20 protein-coding genes are annotated in these 17816 nt (G+C 69.3%); 17 read left to right on the plus strand and 3 right to left on the minus strand.

Translation table 11 applies throughout. The annotated features are described in order from the left end of the window. Positions 1–174: 174 nt before the first annotated feature. The gene (locus tag AC5WAM_RS28035; RefSeq protein ID WP_495523662.1) at positions 175–1104 is read right to left on the minus strand and encodes a restriction endonuclease; all 930 of its coding nucleotides are present in this window, start codon (positions 1102–1104) and stop codon (positions 175–177) included. Between the two features lie 172 nt (positions 1105–1276). Here AC5WAM_RS28035 and AC5WAM_RS28040 point away from each other — a divergent pair, with 172 nt between their 5' ends. The 8 genes from AC5WAM_RS28040 (at position 1277) to AC5WAM_RS28075 (ending at position 8081) form a co-directional block, all read left to right on the plus strand. Then, positions 1277–3127 carry a hypothetical protein gene (locus tag AC5WAM_RS28040; RefSeq protein ID WP_495519206.1) on the plus strand — a complete coding sequence of 617 codons (1851 nt, stop codon included), beginning with the start codon at positions 1277–1279 and terminating at the stop codon, positions 3125–3127. Next, positions 3124–4143 carry a hypothetical protein gene (locus AC5WAM_RS28045; protein ID WP_495519207.1) on the plus strand — a complete coding sequence of 340 codons (1020 nt, stop codon included), beginning with the start codon at positions 3124–3126 and terminating at the stop codon, positions 4141–4143. Before AC5WAM_RS28040 ends, AC5WAM_RS28045 begins: the two co-directional genes overlap by 4 nt. Before the next feature lie 96 nt (positions 4144–4239). After that, the gene (locus AC5WAM_RS28050; protein ID WP_495519208.1) at positions 4240–4932 is read left to right on the plus strand and encodes a hypothetical protein; all 693 of its coding nucleotides are present in this window, start codon (positions 4240–4242) and stop codon (positions 4930–4932) included. Between the two features lie 122 nt (positions 4933–5054). Next, positions 5055–5474, plus strand: a complete 420-nt coding sequence (locus AC5WAM_RS28055) for a head decoration protein (RefSeq protein WP_495519209.1) — start codon at positions 5055–5057, stop codon at positions 5472–5474. A 13-nt stretch (positions 5475–5487) separates the two neighbouring features. Further along, positions 5488–6543, plus strand: coding sequence for a major capsid protein (locus AC5WAM_RS28060; RefSeq protein ID WP_495519210.1), 1056 nt, complete (start codon positions 5488–5490; stop codon positions 6541–6543). Further along, entirely contained in the window at positions 6543–6872 is a 330-nt protein-coding gene (locus tag AC5WAM_RS28065) for a hypothetical protein (protein WP_495519211.1), read from the plus strand. The genes AC5WAM_RS28060 and AC5WAM_RS28065 overlap by 1 nt, the downstream gene beginning before the upstream one ends. A 68-nt stretch (positions 6873–6940) precedes the next feature. Then, entirely contained in the window at positions 6941–7267 is a 327-nt protein-coding gene (locus AC5WAM_RS28070) for a hypothetical protein (protein ID WP_495519212.1), read from the plus strand. 7 nt (positions 7268–7274) lie between these two features. After that, entirely contained in the window at positions 7275–8081 is an 807-nt protein-coding gene (locus tag AC5WAM_RS28075) for a hypothetical protein (protein ID WP_495519213.1), read from the plus strand. Between the two features lie 76 nt (positions 8082–8157). Here AC5WAM_RS28075 and AC5WAM_RS28080 read toward each other — a convergent pair whose 3' ends face one another. Both AC5WAM_RS28080 and AC5WAM_RS28085 read right to left on the minus strand, forming a co-directional pair. Beyond that, complete coding sequence (locus tag AC5WAM_RS28080; protein WP_495519214.1) at positions 8158–8370, minus strand: DUF397 domain-containing protein; 213 nt, start codon at positions 8368–8370, stop codon at positions 8158–8160. Continuing rightward, positions 8370–9269 (minus strand): helix-turn-helix domain-containing protein, encoded by a 900-nt coding sequence (locus tag AC5WAM_RS28085; protein WP_495519215.1) that lies wholly within the window; start codon positions 9267–9269, stop codon positions 8370–8372. Before AC5WAM_RS28085 ends, AC5WAM_RS28080 begins: the two co-directional genes overlap by 1 nt. Before the next feature lie 288 nt (positions 9270–9557). On the opposite strand from AC5WAM_RS28085, the gene AC5WAM_RS28090 reads away from it, so the two are divergent. The 9 genes from AC5WAM_RS28090 to AC5WAM_RS28130 all read left to right on the plus strand — a co-directional run bounded on the left by AC5WAM_RS28090 (position 9558) and on the right by AC5WAM_RS28130 (position 17808). Continuing rightward, the gene (locus AC5WAM_RS28090; protein ID WP_495519216.1) at positions 9558–9977 is read left to right on the plus strand and encodes an ATP-binding protein; all 420 of its coding nucleotides are present in this window, start codon (positions 9558–9560) and stop codon (positions 9975–9977) included. Beyond that, on the plus strand, positions 9977–10444 hold the full coding sequence (locus AC5WAM_RS28095) for a hypothetical protein (protein WP_495519217.1): 468 nt from the start codon (positions 9977–9979) through the stop codon (positions 10442–10444). Before AC5WAM_RS28090 ends, AC5WAM_RS28095 begins: the two co-directional genes overlap by 1 nt. After that, positions 10441–10854, plus strand: a complete 414-nt coding sequence (locus tag AC5WAM_RS28100) for a hypothetical protein (RefSeq protein ID WP_495519218.1) — start codon at positions 10441–10443, stop codon at positions 10852–10854. Before AC5WAM_RS28095 ends, AC5WAM_RS28100 begins: the two co-directional genes overlap by 4 nt. A gap of 43 nt (positions 10855–10897) precedes the next feature. Then, on the plus strand, positions 10898–11509 hold the full coding sequence (locus AC5WAM_RS28105) for a hypothetical protein (protein WP_495519219.1): 612 nt from the start codon (positions 10898–10900) through the stop codon (positions 11507–11509). 170 nt (positions 11510–11679) lie between these two features. Then, complete coding sequence (locus tag AC5WAM_RS28110; RefSeq protein WP_495519220.1) at positions 11680–12558, plus strand: endonuclease/exonuclease/phosphatase family protein; 879 nt, start codon at positions 11680–11682, stop codon at positions 12556–12558. A 100-nt stretch (positions 12559–12658) separates the two neighbouring features. Continuing rightward, a complete protein-coding gene (locus AC5WAM_RS28115; RefSeq protein WP_172387338.1) occupies positions 12659–12946 on the plus strand; it encodes a hypothetical protein in 288 nt (95 codons plus the stop codon). A 485-nt stretch (positions 12947–13431) separates the two neighbouring features. Continuing rightward, complete coding sequence (locus AC5WAM_RS28120) at positions 13432–13584, plus strand: FxLD family lanthipeptide (RefSeq protein WP_495519221.1); 153 nt, start codon at positions 13432–13434, stop codon at positions 13582–13584. A gap of 73 nt (positions 13585–13657) precedes the next feature. Further along, positions 13658–16663, plus strand: a complete 3006-nt coding sequence (locus AC5WAM_RS28125; protein WP_495519222.1) for a lantibiotic dehydratase — start codon at positions 13658–13660, stop codon at positions 16661–16663. An 8-nt stretch (positions 16664–16671) separates the two neighbouring features. Then, positions 16672–17808: a lanthionine synthetase C family protein gene (locus AC5WAM_RS28130; protein WP_495519223.1), complete on the plus strand. Its 1137-nt coding sequence runs from the start codon at positions 16672–16674 to the stop codon at positions 17806–17808. Positions 17809–17816: the final 8 nt, after the last annotated feature.

The following is a 17816-nucleotide window of genomic DNA, read 5'->3' on the forward strand; positions in this document are numbered from 1 at the left end:
GCCGTCCAAGGCGAGCCCGAGTGAGCGCGAGTGCGAGGCGCAGTGGAAGAGGCTGGGGGGGCGGGAGCGGACTGCGGGGGACCGAGCGGGGTTCGTTGCGGCCTGCTCGTCCGTCCCGGTGCCGGGTGCGCCTGGCTATGACGAGGCTGTGGCTGAGGCTGGCCAGGCTGGGCGTTAGCCGTTGAGCATCAAGTGGGCAGGGAAGTAGCAGTCACCTGTCTCGTTCGCGTGCCTCTTCTTGTGCGCTAGAAGGTCGTCGAGCCGCACGCGGTCGTCGAGAACGCAGAACAGGTCAGTGCCGTCCATGGTCAGGAAGGACGTGCCCTCTCGAAAGGCGGCCCGCGCACCAGCACTGAACCCGTTGACACTAATGAAGAGCCCGAGTGCGTTCTTACCCTTGCGGCGTACCTTATCGTTGAAGAGCATGAGCGGACCGGCTTCCACCGCGTCCGCCAGCCACTTCGCCTCAAGTACGTAGTCGTCGGTATCGAAGGTTATTGAGCCGTCGATCTGTTGATACTCAAGCACGTAGCCAAGGCGAGGCTGCATGTCGAAGAGGTTGAAGAGGGAGTTCAGGAAGGGCTCGAACTCCCTTCCTGCACGCTGCCGATTGCTCTCCACCTGTAGTTGGAGGAACTGCTCCTTCAGTTCCGCGAGTCGTTGCGAGATTCCACGGCGGCACTTCTCCCGTTCTTGCTGCTCAGCGACTTGCGCCTGGACGTGCGCTCGTTCCTGTAGAAGCCCTCGGTGGTGTTCAGTCCATTTCTTCAGCTCGGCAACAGCAGCGTTGGCCTGTGCCAGTAGCTTCTCTGCATCCGGTTGGCGCTTGAGGCTCGCGAAGGATCCCGAGTCCATCTGTGAAATCTCCAGCATGACGGAGAGAGTCAGATCCTGGTACCGATCTTCGTTTGCCATGAGTCGGTCGACAAACGTCTCGGCGAACACAATCTTGTAGTCGTCGAAGTCCAGGCCCGCGATGAGTTCGGGGTGCTCTGACGCGCGGGTCCTGAGGAACTTGATGAGGTCCTTCTTGTACCAGTAGATCCGGGCCAGGGCCTCGTGTAGGGCGGCGTAGGCCGCCAAGTGAATCCGTTGCGCTCGCATCGACGTCACGTTGCCCCCGCCCTGGACATCAGCGGTCAGCGACGGTGCTGACCCGGTCAAGCGATGTTACCCAGCGGAAGCGATCCGGTGCCCTGTGTTGAAGTGAAAGCAATAGGTTGAAGGCGCCGTAACCTGATCATGCGGCGCGGGGCCGAATGCCTGGAGGGGCACCGTGCGCCTGCGCGACCTGATCACCGACGTGTGGAGCTGGCTCGACTACAAGCCAGCCATGGCCGACCCACGCCGTGCCGGTCGCCGCAACGAGTGGGCGAAGCTGACCGGCTCGTGGGTACCGGACGAGGACCTGCGCCGTCTTGCCGCGTACCGGATGCTGGCCGCCTACGACTCCAACCAGGCTGGGCAACTGGCCGCCGTCGCGGGTGACGACGAGACGGGCCTGGAACGCCGTGAACTCGGGGACGCCTCCAAGCTTGTCGACACCGCTCTCGGCTACCTCCTCGGCTCTGAGCAGACCATCGGCGTCGCCGGGGCAGAGCGCGCCGACGACGAACCGAGCGCCGAGGCCGCCGCGGCGCTCGCCGTGCAGGACCGGCTCCGGGACTGGGCGGAGAAGGAACTGCTGCCGCTCCGAGTGCAGCAGGCCGAGCGCACCGCGATCCTTCTCGGCGACGCCGTGTACTCCCTGGCCTGGGACCCGGGCAAGCAGCGCGTGCTGCTGCGCACTTGGGACCCAGGCCTGTACTTCCCTGAGTGGCCGGAAGACGGAGAACACGACGGTGCCGAGTTCCCCGCCCGCGTGCACCTCGCGTGGGAGCTGCCGGAGGAGGAGCGGCGCGGCCTGAAGGCGCGGCTGCGCCGGATCACCTACGAGCTGGCACCCATCGCCCCAGCCAGCCGCCGCGGTACTACGAAGGACGGCAGCCCGGTACGCGAGTACCTGACCGCAGAGGACGGCGGACCCGCCCTGATCGCGGGCGACACCCTCACCCCAGACACCGGGGCGATCACCCGCACCTACCCGTGGGCGCCGAACCGGCCATCGCCGTGGACGTGCTTCCTCACCGACGCCGAATGGGACCTGGACGACCTCAAGCACTCCGACGTGCTGTACGACCTGCCGATGCACAAGGCCCGCTACCGGGTGCGCTCTGACGGCGAAGTCCTCGACCGCCTCGACCTCATGGTCGACTTCATCCCCCTCGTCCACGTCACCAACTCGATCCCCGCGAGCGGCGAGCACTGGGGCAAGCCCACCGTGGCCACCGTCCTCCAGGCCCTCGACGAGCTGTCCGCCACCGACACCGACAGCTCCGGAGCCTCGGCCACCACCGGCACCCCGATCATCGGCCTCGCCGGAGCCCGCCTCCCCATCGACCGCACCACCGGCCAGCCCCTGCCCGTGAAGGTCCGCGCCGGAACCGTGTGGCAGCTCAACGACAACGGCCGCATGGACGTCCTCGACACCTCCGCCCAGCTTGCCGAGCTTCGCGCCCGCGTCGACCACGTCCTCGACCGCATCGCCGCGAACTCACGCCTCACCGCCGCCGGCCTCGGCACCCTCGACCCCACCGCCCTGCCCTCCGGCTACGCCCTGCAACTCGCCCTCGGGCCGCTCGACTCCCTCGTGGCCGCGATGCGGCTGGCCCGCACCCATAAGTACGTCGTGCTGCTGCGCATGGTGCAGCGCCTCCACCAAGCAGGGCAGGCTGACGGCTGGCCCGCGGGGGAGTCGCTGCCCGCACGCCTGGTGTGGGGGCCGCACACCCCGACCGACCGAGCTGCTGTCCTTGATGAAGTTGTGAAGGGCGTAGGCGCGGGGGTCCTGTCCGTGGAGACAGGCGTGCGCATGCTCATGGATGCCGGGTACCCGATCGACGATGCACAGCATGAGATCGAGCGCATCCAGTCCCGCGCCTTCGATGCAGCCGCACGCCTTGCTGACGCCACCGGCGACAACGTCGCAGTTCGCACCTATCTTGGGCTGCCTGCGGCGGATCCAGAGGTGCCCGACGTTCGAAAAGTACTTTCTGGCGGGGCCGCAAGGAGCGACCATGAGGTATGAGCTCTTACGGGGTATGGATCGGTCCTGACGTCGAACTGCCAGGAAGCGATGTGCGCTTCCCTCCTGTCGAGAACGGGCTTGACTACCTGCACAGCGTGGTCGATCACCTCGTGAAGGACACTGGCGAGAAGGTCAGTGCGAAGGACCTCAAGTACACAGTTCTGCATCTTCAGGCGGCAGTTGAGGTTTTACTCAAGGCGCGTCTGCAGCAGGAGCATTGGAGTCTGGTTTTCAAGAATCCTGGCACCGCAGTGCGAAGTAGGTTCGAGTCCGGCGACTTTGAAAGCTGCGGTACTTCCGAAGCGATAGACCGGTTGCGGGATATCGTGGGGGTTCAGCTGAGTGACAAGGATGTTAAGGCGCTCAATAGCCTCGCTAAGGCCCGTAATGCTCTGCAGCACTATGGCTTGACGGCTAGTGGGCCCGCAACTGAGGCGCGGGCTGCGGCGGTGCTCGACTTCTTGAAGGTGTTCCTCGATGAACAGCTGCTGCGCACTTTTAGCGAAGATGAGTTGGCCCGAGTTGAGACGCAGTACATGAGGCGCATTCGAGCTGGCCTTGCTGAGGTCAACTCCTTCGTCGCGAAGCGCATGAAGCGGCTGCGCAGCGAGCTCGAAAAGGATTCGCCCAGGGTGATTGAGTGCCCTAGCTGTTGGCAGTTCGCATTGCTCGTGGATGGAAATGTGAACAGGTGCCACTTCTGCGGAATCGACTGGTTCGAGGATGCTGTTGAGAAGATCGCCTCTGTTATGGGCGGTTTCTCTAAGGCTCGTACTTGTCCTGGGTGTGAATATGAAGCCCTCCTGCGTGACGTCCGGACCGCCTACGACCCGGCTTCCCCTGTTGACCTTTGCTTCAACTGTAATGAAGCGTTCGAGTTTCTTGTCGAGTGTCGACGTTGCCCCAAGCTTTTTCATCCGAATAATCGAGGGGAGGAAATTTGTGATGAGTGCTTGGGGCAGGACGACGACCATGAGGTAAAGAGTTACTACGCGAGGCTGGTTGCTGAAGAGTGACCTTCCTCCTGCGTGTGCTGCTGTCAGGCACCGTTCCGCCAGTCGGTAGACTGATCAACGGCGCGGGGGCGCTGGAGACTTGTGGATGGTTCACGCATGACGCGCCCCTCGCTTCCCTCCCCACTTGCGCCGGTTGGGTCCCGCCGTGACGGTCGGCCGATCTACCCGATCCTCGGTGCCGCACCCGACGACGACTCCAACAAGCCCAGCGGGGACGATGACCCGTCGGCGGGCAGTGGCACGTTCACGCAGGACGACCTGTCGCGGCTCCTGGCCCGGGAGAAGACCCAGGGTGGCCGGGCGGCGGTGAAGAAGCTGCTCGGCGACCTCGGGTTCGAGAACTCCGAGGCGCTGTCGGAGTTCGTCACGCAGAAGCGGGACGCGGACCGTGCCGCCCTGTCGGACATTGAGCGCCGGGAGCAGGAGGCCGAGGAGAAGCTGAAGGCCGCCCAGGCCCGTGAGGCGCAGGCGATCGTCAGGGAGCGGGCGGCTGCCCGGCGGGCGGTGCTCGCGGGGCTTGGCGCTAGTGGCGAGGACTTGGACGATGCCGCTCTCCTGATCGACCGGGCCCTGGTCGAGCAGGCCGACGTCGACGAGGAGACGGTGGCCGCGGCCGCCGAGCAGTTGAAGGAGCGGCGGCCCGAGCTGTTCGGCAGCGTCCGTGAGACTGCGCCGCCCGCGCCGGGCGGCTCTCCTGCCGGCGGGCCGCCGTCGCGCACCGGTACCCCGGTCAAGCCGGGGTCCGCGGGCCTGGAGATGGCCCGGCGACGCGGCTTCCTCACCACCTGATCCACACCCACCGGCGGGCAGGCCGGACCGAAGGGGACCACGCCTCTGCTTCCTCCCGTGGACGCCACCACCACCGGTGAGTGCGCGGACTCCGTTCGCTTCACGTCCACGGGAGGACGGCTGTGACACTCCAGCCCATCACCACGTCGACGTCGTACACCGCTGACCGGGCCTGGCTCGCGTCGCTGCACGGCACCGACTCCACCGAGACCATCACGCTCGACATCTCCAAGCTGACCGCCGGAACCCACCACGTCGCCTCGACGGACACCACCCAGCCCTACAGCCGGGTCCTGTCCGGGGTGCCTGTCGGCAAGATCACCGCCTCGGGTCTGTATGGCGCGTTCGACCCGGCGGCGACCGATGGCCGTCAGGCGCTGGCCGGGTTCGTGTTCGCCGAGACGCTGTTCGCCCCGGGCGCGGCGAAGGTGCCCGCCGCGCTGCTGTGGCACGGCGTGGTCGCCGCGGCGAAGGTGCCCGGCGGCATCGATCCCAGCAAGGTCACCGTGTCGGTGACCGGCCCGCAGATCCGGTTCGTGTGAAGAGGGGCAGCCCATGACCATCCAGGACCTGATCAAGAACGTCTCCGCCCACGACCTCACGGCATTCGCGCGCGCCATCCCATCGCAGAAGGACCACCTGCTCACCCAGAACGGCGGGATCATCCCGTCCCTGGAGATGGACGAGGTGAAGTGGCGGATCAAGGACAACGGCCGGTACGTCAACGTCGCCAAGTACCGGGCCTTCGACGCGTCGGTGCCGTTCGCGACCCGTGAGGCGTGGCAGACCACCCGCGAGGGCATGCTGCCTCCGCTCGGCCAGAAGCTCCTGGTCGGGGAGCAGGAGCAGATCCTGCTGGAGACCTCCCGTGGCGCGGACGAGGACCGGCTCATCGAGCTGCTCTACGACGACACCGAACGGCACGTCGAGGCGATCCGCTCGCGTATCGAGCTGGCCTGGGGTGACGTGCTGGTGGACGGGAAGTTCTCCCTGAGCGCGGAGAACGGCCTGACCGTCGAGGTCGACTGGGGTGTGCCCGCGGGCAACCTGCCCACCGCGGCGAAGCTGTGGTCCGATCCGACGTCGGACCCGATCAAGGACGAGCTGGCGTGGATCCAGTACCTCGACGACCGGGGCGCCCCGTTCCCGGACATGGTCCTCACCAGCCGCAAGGCGTTCTCCTTCCTCTCGGCGAACAACGCCTACCGGGCTGCCTACTACGGCAGCGTCAACCCCTCCAACACGCCCACGGCCTCGCTCACGCCGCAGCAGATCAACGTGGTGCGCGGCAACTACGGGCTGCCGCCGGTCACCTTCTACAAGGGGCAGGTGCGCGTGGACGGCGTGCAGACGAAGGTGCTGCCCGAGGACCGGTGGATCATGCTGCCCCCGGACCGCACGAAGTGGGGGCAGACCATCTTCGGCGTCACGGCCGAGGGCCTGGCGCTGTCGCGCGGCACGAACCCGGAGATCACCAAGGAGGACCGGCCCGGCGTCATCATCACCCGCGGGGTCCAGGACGACCCGGTGCAGATCTGGACCAAGGGCGCCGCCGTCGGCATGCCCGTGCTGCACACCCCGGACGCCCACATCGTGGCGAAGGTGATCTGATGGCCCGCCTCACCGCCGCGGTGCACGTCCAGCACCCCGCCACCATGGAGTGGATCGTCCTCGCCCCTGGCGATGAGCCCGACCCCGCGCTCGCGGCGGAGATCACCAACCCGCACGCCTGGGAGGACGGCAAGGTGCCCGACAGCTCGCCGGGGCCGGAGCAGGGGCCGCCGCCGTTCGGCTTCACCGGACCTGACACTGCCCCGGAGCCGGAGCCGGAGCCGGAGCCGGAGCCGGAGCCGGAGCCGGAGCCGGAGCCGGAGCCGGAGCCGGAGCCGGAGCCGACGCCGACGAAGCGCCGTGCGAAGACGCCCCGTACCAACGACTAGCCCCGCCATCCCGTCCGCCCCGCCAACCTCGCGCGGGGCGGACGGGGCACATGCCCCCTGGGAGCCTGATGAACACCGCACTGCTGGCCTGGCTGCGCGCCCAGCTCGGGCCCGCCACCGACGAGCAGGACCTCACCACGCGCTACGCCCGGCTCGGCCGCGCCCGCGCGGTCGTCGCAGAGGTCCTGTCCGAACGCCGTGCCACGCTCCTCGCTGAGCCGCTGCGGATGAACGTGGACGGCGTGGTCACCATCGACCAGACCAACAACCTCGCCGGACTGGAACGCCAGATCGCCGCCCTGGACGACCTGATCGCCCCCGACGACCCCGCCCCCGGCGAAGCCGGGCCGGACCTGGTCACCGCCCCGCTCCAGCCCGTGCGCCGCACCCGGTAGCCGCGCGATGCCGCACGAGTGGCCGCCCCTGGTCCCCGGAGACCCCGACGAGGTCGCGCGGCGGGTCGCCGCCGTCCTCGACGACGCCTGGGCACGGCTCGACGCCCAGCAGCGCGCCGTCCTCCACCAGCTCGCCCGCAACCCCCGCCGAGCCCATGTCGCCGCGACCCTGGAGGAGTTCAAGCAGGCGATCCACGTGTTCCGGCGCCGGGTGGACGACGAGGCACGCCAGTTCGTACGCCGCCAGCTCCCGCACCTGTATGAGGAAGGCGCCCGCACGGCCGCCGAAACTCTGGGAGTCACGTTCGCGTGGACCACCTTCCATCGCGATGCGCTTCAGTCGCTCGCTGCCGACTCCTACGCCGACTTCCTGCGCCGCTCCCAGGAAGCCGAGCGCATGACCCTCCAGGTCTACCGGGCCGTCCGCAAGGCCGCCCGGGAGGAAGTGCCGCTGCTCGCCGCGGGCAACATGACCGGCAAGCAGGCCGCGAAGAACCTCGCGGACAAGCTCCCCGAGCAGTACGCCCTGACCCACGTCGTCTACCGCAACGGCGCCCGCGTCCCGGTCCGGGTGTGGGCGGAGGCCGCGACGCTGACGAAGTCCGCCGTCGCCTACAACGCCGGAACCCTCAACCGCGCGCGCCAGGCCGGCGTGCGCCAGGTCGAGGTCTTCGACGGCGGCGACTGTGGCTGGACCTCACACCAGGACCCCGACAAGGCGACCGGCACCCTGCGCAGCGTCGAGGAAGCCGCCGAGTGGCCGATCAGCCATCCACGCTGCCGACGATCCTTCGGTCCTCGGCCAGATGCGTAGCTGTCGCCAACTGTCCGGCTGACACGCGAGTGCCCCTTCGCCGCTGCACGGCGAAGGGGCACTCGTACGCAGTGGGTCAGCTGTGGAGACGGTTGTGCTTGAGCGCGTCGACGAACGTGGTCCAAGGGGTGGCGGTGGCGACGAAAGCGGGCCCGCAGGGGTTCTTGGAGTCGCGGACGGCTATGGAGCCGTCGCGCGTCCTGCCCGCTTCGACGCACTCGCCGCCCTGATCGTTGCTGTAGCTCGATGTGAACCAGTCGACGCACAGGTCATCGGCTCGGAAATGCATCAGAACTCCTTGCTTGCGGTGTGAATCATGCTCAGGGACTCCTCATAGCCCGGAGCAAGTGCTTGGAGGTCGCTGAAGGCTGCGTCGTACCGCTTCACGTCGTCCTCGCGACGCGAGACGCCAGCGCCGACAAGGTTCTCCAGGTAGACGATCGGCTTGATCCCGAGCCGCTGACCGAACTTCAAGACGGTGAAGGGCCCGTTCATACCGGGGTGGGCGCCGAGCTCGAACGGAACGACCTGGATCTTGACGTGCGGGCTGGAGGCCGCGAGGTCCGCCATGTGCCGAAGCTGCTCTCTCATCAGCTTCGCGCTGCCGATCTTCCGCCGGAGCACGGCCTCGTTGATGATGGCGGTGAACTCCAGTGGGCTGGCCTCGCGGCGAAGTGCTTCCTGCCGTGTCATGCGTACTTCGACGCTGCGCTCGACCAGTTCGGAGGGATGACCGCGGCGCTCGTGGATAGAGCGCACGTACGCCTCCGTCTGCAGCAGGCCGGGCACGTACTCGCTGGCGTAGTTCTCCACCTTCTCCGCAGTGGCTTCGAGCCCCAGGTACGCCCTGAAGCCAGGGGAGATCACATCGCGAATGTCGGGTGACTGCCACCAGTCCTTCTTGGTCTTGGTGACGGTCGCGTAGCCAGTGAGGACGTGCTGCATCTCGGGTGTCGCACAGTAGATCTGGCAGAGCGCGATCACGTCCGCAGGTTCGACGACCCCGTTGTCGGCTGTCTCCAGCCGCGTCAGCTTCGAGCCGGACCAGGAGAGTATGCGGCACACTTCAGCGGCCTTCATGTCCGCGGCGGTGCGCAGTTGGCGCAGCTCGCTGCCCAGTTGAAGCCGACACAGTGCTGGTGTCGCCGCCTCGAACGTCGGTGTGGCCGACTCCGATGCTTCGCTCATCCCGGTGCCCCTCCCATGCATCGATGACAGTGTGACGGCGAACGTTCGCCCTCCGCAACGCATCTTGCGCCATGACGCGCAACGTTCGCAGGCTTTCGTCAACTCGCTTGCGTGGAACGTGAGTTCGTCAAGCAAGTCGTCTCACAGAATTCTGTGAGACGGCTTTCACCGTAGCCGTTCTACTGGCATGCTGGCTCGGGCCCGAACGCATCTGTCCGGGCGGCAACCCTCTGTGATCTTGGTCGGTGCTGCTGTGCGCCGCCGACCCGCTCGTGTGCTGGAGGAGCCATGGCCGTCATGACGAGGGCAGGAACGCGCTATCAGCAGCAACTGACCGCCGATCCAGAGCAGATCGGGCGGGCGCGCCGCATTGTCGCGGCGCTGCTCCGCTACTGGGGCTGGGGCGAGGTCATAGATCCGGCACTGCTGTGCATGACGGAGCTGCTGGCGAACGTCCACCGGCATACGTGCTCGCGTGAGTGCAACCTGATGCTGGAGTCTTCGCCGCTGGCCGTACGGATCGTGGTGAGCGATGACTGCAAAGGCATGCCCGTCGTGCGGGAGGCGGACCCGCTCGCCGAGAGTGGCCGCGGGATGCTCCTGATCGCCGCGACCGCCGATGGCTGGGGGGTGATTCCGACGGTCACCGGCAAGAGCGTCTGGGTCGAACTTCGGCTGCGCCCGTTACTCAAGGGGACATCCACGTGATGCCCGTGCCCGAACCACCCGCACACTCCCGAACAGCTCTGTTCCACAGGCATGTTGAAACTGCCCAACGCGTCCCGGCCGAGCTCATCCAGAGAGCTAGGTCGGCACTGTGGGCGTCCCAGCTCACCGAGGATGTCCCCGAGTTCCTTGACCGGATCCTCGATCAGGATGCCGCTCCGCTGATGCCGCAGGAGGCCGAGCTCGCGGTGCGCCTGCTCCGCCAGTGCGCGTGGGGCCTGGTGAGTGATGAACTCCAGCACGCGGCCCGGCATCCGGACGACGACCTGGTTTCACAGATCCGCTTCGCCTCCAACCTCCACTTCGAGCGCGCCGCTGGCGGGCGCACTCCCGATACCGGGTTCGTGCGCCGTCTGGCCGTGCTCGTGCTGCATCTCCTCGATCGCCGCGCTACCCGGGGCGAAGTCCCGAGCCCTGCCGGGACCGGTGCTAGCGGGAGGCCGACATGAGCTTGGCGCTGTCGCGCGCCTACTGGTGCCACCTCGATGTCGTCCCGCCCAAGCGTCCCCGGCAGGGGCCACCGCGTGCGCCCAGCGATCCTCTGCTCTACGGGATCACCGCGCCTTACCCGGAAGTGGCGATGATCTGGATGCGCGCCGGGGTCAGCGACATCGCCGCTGGCCTGGGCGCCGCAGAGCAGGAGGAGGCTCTGGCCCGGCTGGAGGACCTCTCGCGTGCCGAGGCCGTCCGGAGCGACCTGCTTCGGCGCCGCCCGCTGCGCTTCGAGCTGCACACCACTACTACGGCCTGGACCTGGACCATCCACCCCGTCCTGCGGCTTCCGCTCCTCGCCAACAGCCCCCAGGTCGCCCGCCCGGCCGGGCTGCCTCCCATCGTCTTCTGGACCCAACGCCCCTGACCACACCGCCACTTCAACCATGCATCACTGCTCTGGAGAACGCGTGAACGCCACCACCATCACCTCGCTCACCGACCGCTTAGGCTCCCGTGCGCTGCCTGAGGACCACCTGGCCGCGGCGACGGCTTCCCTCGATCTGCACCAGGCCTGCGCGGCTGCGGGCCTGAACCTTTCGGCGCTGCCGGGCGTGGAGCAGCCCGGCCAGGTTGACATCGGCTCGGTCAGCCCGGAGACGGCCGTCGCGCTGACCCGGATGATCCGCCGCACCATCAGGGAGGCCCTGCGGGTCAGCGAGCGGCTGCGCGCGGCCATCTGCGCCCACGAGCTCGACATGCCCGAGCCGTACGTGCACCGCGGTCAGATCGTGCTCGGGGAGATCCCCCTGACCACCGCCGACCGCCTGGTGGGCCTGCTGGGTGGGCCGCAGCCGGACCCGGACGTGGAGCTGTCCTACTGGCCCGAGGCGCAGCTGCTCATCAAGCGGCTCTGCCAGGCCTTCAAACAGGCCACCCGCGGCGGGTTCCTGGACCCGCAGTTCTATCCGGACTGCCTGCGCTGCCACTCCGACGCTGTGCTCGCGTGTGGCTCGATCCCCGTGGTGACCGCCCGGCGCCTGGCCCGCGCCCTGGAGCGACAGTTGCGCACGGCGGCATGACCCCGCTACCGGCCCGCCCCGCGGCCACGCCGGCCGCCAGCCACGCCCTGACCGCCACACCAGCACCCCGCGCCCCGGCCCGTGCCCGCCATGGTCTTCCCGGGTCCGGGATGCGCACGCGGGAGTCATTCCTGCCGCCACCGTCACCAGAGAAATCGAGAAAGGACCCGATGACCATCACCGTCGCGCAATGGAACCTCGAACACGATGGCGGCCCGGACGGCGCGCGGTGGGAACAGGCTCACGAGATCCTGCGGGCCTACCAGCCCGACATCGTCATGCGCCAGGAGATGACCTACAGCCACCAGCGCGGTCAGCAGCGCCTGCACGCCACCGAGCACATCCTGGGCTTACGGGGCTTTCTGGCCCCGCCCACCCCCGAAAGCCCCAACTCGACCGCCCTGTTCGTGAACCCCAAGCTCTTCCAGGTTGACGCCGTCTACCCCCACCACACCCTGTGGTGGCACCCCATGAGCAACGTGGTGGCCTACTTCCAGGACTGCCCGCGCCCGCTCTCCCTCGGCTCCTTCCACCTGTGCAGTCACGACGCCGACACCCGCCTGACCGAGGCCCGCCGTATGACCACTCTGGCCAGGCCCGGCATGGTCAGCCTGATCGCGGGTGACTGCAACAGCTACCCCAGCAACCCCGAACCCGGTATTCCGCTGCCCGACTGGGACAAGGTCACCGACCGCGCCCACATGGTCCACCGCACCTACCTCAGCAGCACCGGCGAGCGCCACAGCGACATCCGCCCGGACATCGTCCTGACCGACGCCCGCTTCGAGGACGCGGCCCGCTACGCCGCCGACCACCTCGGCCAGCCCCATGCCCTTGCCCCCACCGCGGGGCAGTGCAAGCCCCACCAGGGCGGGCCGCAGCGCATCGACCGCGCGTACGCCTGCGGCGGACTAGCCGCCGCCCTCGAAAGCGTCGAGTTCATCGACACCAAGGAGACCCGCGAGGTCGGGGACCACTCCCTCGGGATCTTCCGGCTCAACCGCGGACGGCTGCGACGCCTCTTGCGTGAGGCGCCCCCCGCAGCCTGACCAGCCCTCCCGGGCCCTCACGGAAAGGCCCCGGCGGCCGGGTCGGACCCGGCCGCCGGGGGTCACACCATTCCACCAGCCAGCAGGAGCTGACAGCGCAATGCGTCACCCTCTCCGCCGCCTCGCCCGCCGTTTGAAGGCCCGACTCGCCCCGCTCGCGCCCGGCCGCCACACCGCCGCCCACCCCAACTGCCCGCCCCATCCGCCGCGCGTGCTCCCTCAGCATGTGCAGGCCCGCGCCCGCCCGCTTGTCGGCGAGGACATCGCTCTCGTCCGGCCCTACCTGCTCGCCCACGAAGCCCACCACGAACAGCGGGCTCGCCAGCATGGCTACCGGGCCGCCCTCGCCGTGGACGACCACCCCACCGTGCGGCTGGTCGCCATATGACGACCTGCTGCGACTGCCGACGCCTCACCGCCGCGCCCGTCGCCCTTCGCGACATCGTCAGCAACAGCGGCTTCGCCCACACCCTGTTCGCGTGCCCGGACTGCGCGCCCCGCCTCGGCGCGGGCCCCCTCTTCAGCGACGCTCCGACGGTCCATGGCCACCGTGCCCAGTCGCCAAGGCGATACCGGCCTCGAATTCGATGGTGATCGCCTTTCGGACAAGGGCGATGCTCAGGGTCGAGGATGAAGGGGGCGCTGACTAGCCTCCGGTCTCATTGCGTCTTCAACGCCCCGTCAGGCCACAGAAGGTGGTGATCCACTGGGTGGTGTTCGGCACTGATGCTGGCCTCAACTCGGGCCGGTGCACGGGCCACGCAGTGCTTGCGCAGTTGGTTGCGCCCGGTCGGCAGCCTTCTGCGGGGGCCCTGGGTTCCCTCGTCCGCGTAACGCGTGGGCGGTTCCGACTGATAGTTCGGAGGTGCTGGGATGGATGCCACGGTCATAGCGGCCTTGCCGCTCACCGAGGACGAATGGGCGCTCGACATCACGGTGACGGACGCTCCTCGTGTGGTGGCCAGCGAAGAGTGCGACACCAACGACGGCTGCAAGTCGACCTGCGACTCCGCCTGTGCGAGCTGAGCCCACCTGGTAGTCCTGCGCGGGGCCGGAAGTCCTCCGGCCCCGCGCAGGCCGAGCGGAATGGGGAACGACGATGACGCGAGCTCGACTCCTTCAGCGAGGCGACACCCTGCTCCTGCGTGCCGCCGTGCTGCCGTTCGGGAGCGAGCCCACCTGGTGGCCGTCGTTGGAGGCTCCCGACGACTGCCGCCGCTGGCTGAAGCTGGTCATGGACCACCCCGCCTTCGCGGACGGTCTTCGCGCTGCCTCGCCACGACTGGCCCGCGCAGTGGAGCGGGTTCTCTCAGACGATGAGGTGCCGCCCCGGCGGATGCGCAAGTCGGTGGTGGCGACGGCGCGCTACTGGCTGCGGGCCACTGGCCGCCCGACGCCCTTCGGGCTGTTCGCTGGCGTGGCTGCCGCGCGGTGCGGTCCCGCGACGGCACGTATCGGCTCCGGCCACCGGTCGGTGGCCCGCGTCGACACCCTCTGGTTCGATCACGTCCGCCGAGACCTCCAGCAGCGCGGTGACGTCCTGCCGCACCTGACCCTTCAGGTCAACGACCTGACGGTGCGGCGCGGGGCGTCACTGGAACGCCCCCTGCCCGGCGGCCGTCGGGCATGTGCCCGCCTCACCCGGCCCCTTTGCGCAGTCCTGGACAAGGCCGCACACCCGTTCCCGTGCCGAGACCTGATCGACCATCTCGTCACGCTGGGCGGCACCCCGCAGCAGGCCCTGCGCCTGCTCCGTGAGGCGCTGGAGGCGGGATTCCTCACCAGCCAGCTCTCCGCCCCCATGACCGACCCCGACCCGCTGGGGCACATCCTGGACACCTTGCAGCCCTTAGCCCCGCTCCTGGAGTCGGAGACCGTCACGCTGCTCGATGACCTGGGCAGGGTCCGCAGCCTTCTGGCCGATCACGCCCATGTCCGGCGCCTGGCCGAATCGGCCGGGCTGCGCCATACCGCCGAGCAGCGCATGAGCGCCATTGCTGATCAGGGCCGGGCCCGGCTGAGCGTTGACCTGTGTCTCGACGCCATGGTCCAGATTCCCGCCGCGGTCTTGGAGGAGGCGGAGCGCGCGGCCGACGCGCTCCTGCGCCTGACCCGGCATGCTGGGGAGAAGCCGGTGTGGGCGGCGTACCACGCTCAGTTCTGGGAGCGTTACGGTGCCGGGAGCCTGGTCCCGATCCGCGACGCCGTCGACCTCGCCGCGGGCGCGGGGTTTCCCGCCGACTTCCCGGGATCCCTGTGGCCGGAGCCGGTCGCCGCCGTTCTGCCACGCGATCGCATGCTCATGGCCAAGGCGTGGCACGCGGCTGTGCGTGGCGAGCGGGAGGTCCGCATCACGGACGAGGACCTCGACGCGCTGTGCACGAGCCAGGAAGACGCGGTGATGGCGCCGCATGTGGAGATGGGCATCCGGGTTCACGCGCCCAGCAGAGTGGCCCTGGACCGGGGGGAGTTCACCGTGGCCGTGCGGCCGGCCTGGAGCACCGGAACCCTCACCGGCCGCTTCGCGGCCACCCTCACGGGCAGCGGCCTCGGCGGCGCGTACGCCAAGCTCCCGACGCTCGTCGAGGGCGCGCTGCCCGCCCAGCTCTCCTTCGCACCGGCCCATGCCCATGCCGAAAACGTGGCACGTACCCCGGCCTTCCTGCCCCACGTCATCCCGATCGGCGAGCACCGCACCCCGGCCGCCCATCTGATACCCGTCGATGACCTCGCCGTGCTGTCCACCAGCAAGCGCCTGCACTTGATCAGCCTCTCGCGGCGCCGCGTCATCGAACCGGTCGTGCTGCACCCGCTCGCCCTGGAGAAGCAGGCGCCGCCGCTGGCCCGCTTCATCGCGCTGCTCGGGCGCGGATTCGCCACGGCGTGGACGCAGTTCGACTGGGGACCGCTCGCCACCGCCGTGCCGTACCTGCCGCGGGTGCGCTACCGCAAGGCCATCCTGGCCCCGGCACGCTGGCACCTGACCGCGGCCGAGCTGCCCACCGGCCCCTTCCAGCACTCCTGGCACCAAGCCCTGTCCGCCTGGGCCAGCACCTGGAGGTGCCCGCAGTACCTCGATCTGCGCGACGATGACCGCACCCTGCGCCTGGACTGGAACGAACCACTGCACGCCCGCCTGCTGCATGCGCACCTCCAGCGGCACGGCCACGCCGAGCTCGCCGAGGCCCCCGACGAGCAGGGGCTCGGATGGATCGGGCACGCGCACGAAATCGCCCTCTCGCTGACCTCCACCCAGCCGCCCCTGCCACACCCCCACGTCGCCAACGCCCCCGTGGTCACCAACCAAGCACTGCCTGGCCCCGGCGACCCGCGACAGCCATGGGTGCAGGCCAAGATCTTCACGCACCCGTCCGCCATGGACCAGATCCTCACCCGCCAGCTGTCCGTCCTCCTGGAGGAACTCGACGGCCCGCACTGCTGGTTCGTGCGCTACCGCACCGCCCAGGAAGAAGACCACCTGCGGTTCCGCATCGCCGCCGCGGGCGCCGACGAGCACACGAAGACCACCCGCGCCCTCACGCGCTGGGCCGCCCGCCTCCAAGGGGATGCACTCGCCTCACGGCTCGTCTTCGACGGCTACCGGCCCGAGCCCGGCCGCTACGGCACCGGGCCCGCACTCCACGCCGCCGAGCGGGTGTTCACCAGCGACAGTGACACCGTCCGCCATGCCCTGACCGATCTCGCCAGCCTGGACAAGGCCGTGCTGTGCGCGCTCGGCATGATCGACATCGCGCGGGGCCTCCTCGGCGGCACCGAGGGCACCCAGTGGATGGCGACCACCGCCGCCCGCCGCACGGGAGTGCCCACCGTGACCCGCCAGACCATCGCGTACGCCGCCCCCGAAGCCCTGGCCCAGCATCCCGGCTGGACGCCCCGCCTGGACGACGCGTGGCACCGGCGCCGCACCGCCCTGTCCGCCTACCGGTCGCACCTGGCAGACGAACAGGTGGACGGCGTACTGGAGTCGCTGCTCCACATGCACCACAACCGGGTCATGGGCCCGGACCGGGAGGCGGAGGCGGCATGCCGCCACGCGGCCCGCCAGGCCTGCCGCAGCCTGCTCGCGCGAGCGGCCACGCAGTGAGCGTCCACGTGCACGACCTCGGCCGCGGGCTGCCCGCTACGCTCATCCGCCAGGCCGCCCTCGCCCGCCAGGACGGCAGATGGGAGCAGGCCCACCGCACCGCGAAGCTCATCGCCCAGCACCCCGCCGACGTGCACCCGGACACGGCCAGCCTCTTCCGCGGCGCTCCCGCGGTGGCCTACGCCCTGCACACCGCCGACCACCGCGCCTACCGGCCCGCGCTGGCCAGACTGGATGACGAGATCGCCACCCTGGTGAAGACCCGGCTGGGGTCGGCGCACCGCCGCATGGGCACCGGCCAGCGGCCGCGCATGCGGGAGTACGACCTCATCAGCGGCCTCACCGGCCTGGGCGCCTACCTCCTGCACCGCGACACCCGCCCCGACCTGCTGCACGAGGTCCTGCGCTACCTGATCAGGCTCCTCCAGCAGCCCGTCCTCGCAGACGGCCGCCACCTGCCGGGGTGGTGGACCTCGGACAGCCCAGCGGGCAAGAGCGAGGTCAACTGGCCCCTGGGGCACGGCAACTTCGGCATGGCCCACGGCATCGCTGGACCCACCGCGCTGCTGGCCCTGAGCGCCCGCGCCGGGCACAACGTGCCCGGACAGCACCAGGCACTGAACGCCGCCTGCGACCTGCTGGACACATGGGCGCGCCCCCTGCCCACAGGCGGCGCCGCCTGGCCGCAGACCCTCACCGCGCAAGCATGGACCAGCGGAGCGCCGCTTCACGCCCAGCCCGCCCGGCCCTCATGGTGCTACGGCGCTCCCGGGATCGCCCGCAGCCTGCACCTGGCCGCCCGCACCTGCCACCGGGAGCACACCCGGCTGCGCGCCGAGCACATCCTCACCTCGTGCGCCACGGCCGCCGGACAACTCGCGCACCTCCACGACGCGACGGTCTGCCACGGCTGGGCTGGCCTGTGCCTGGCGGTCGCGGCCACCGCCGCCGACGCCCCGGCCAGCGGCCTGCCGCACCTGTTGCCGTCCCTTCAGGCCCGCCTCGATTCCGCCGCCGCACAGCATCCGGGCCCTGATGCGGCCGGACTCCTCACCGGCGCGGACGGCATCCTCCTCACACGCCACACCCTCCACCCCGCGCGCTCCGTTGCATCAGGGTGGGAGACCTGCCTCCTCCTCAACTGAAAGAGAAC

The organism is Streptomyces sp. JLYT201 (assembly GCF_059448825.1).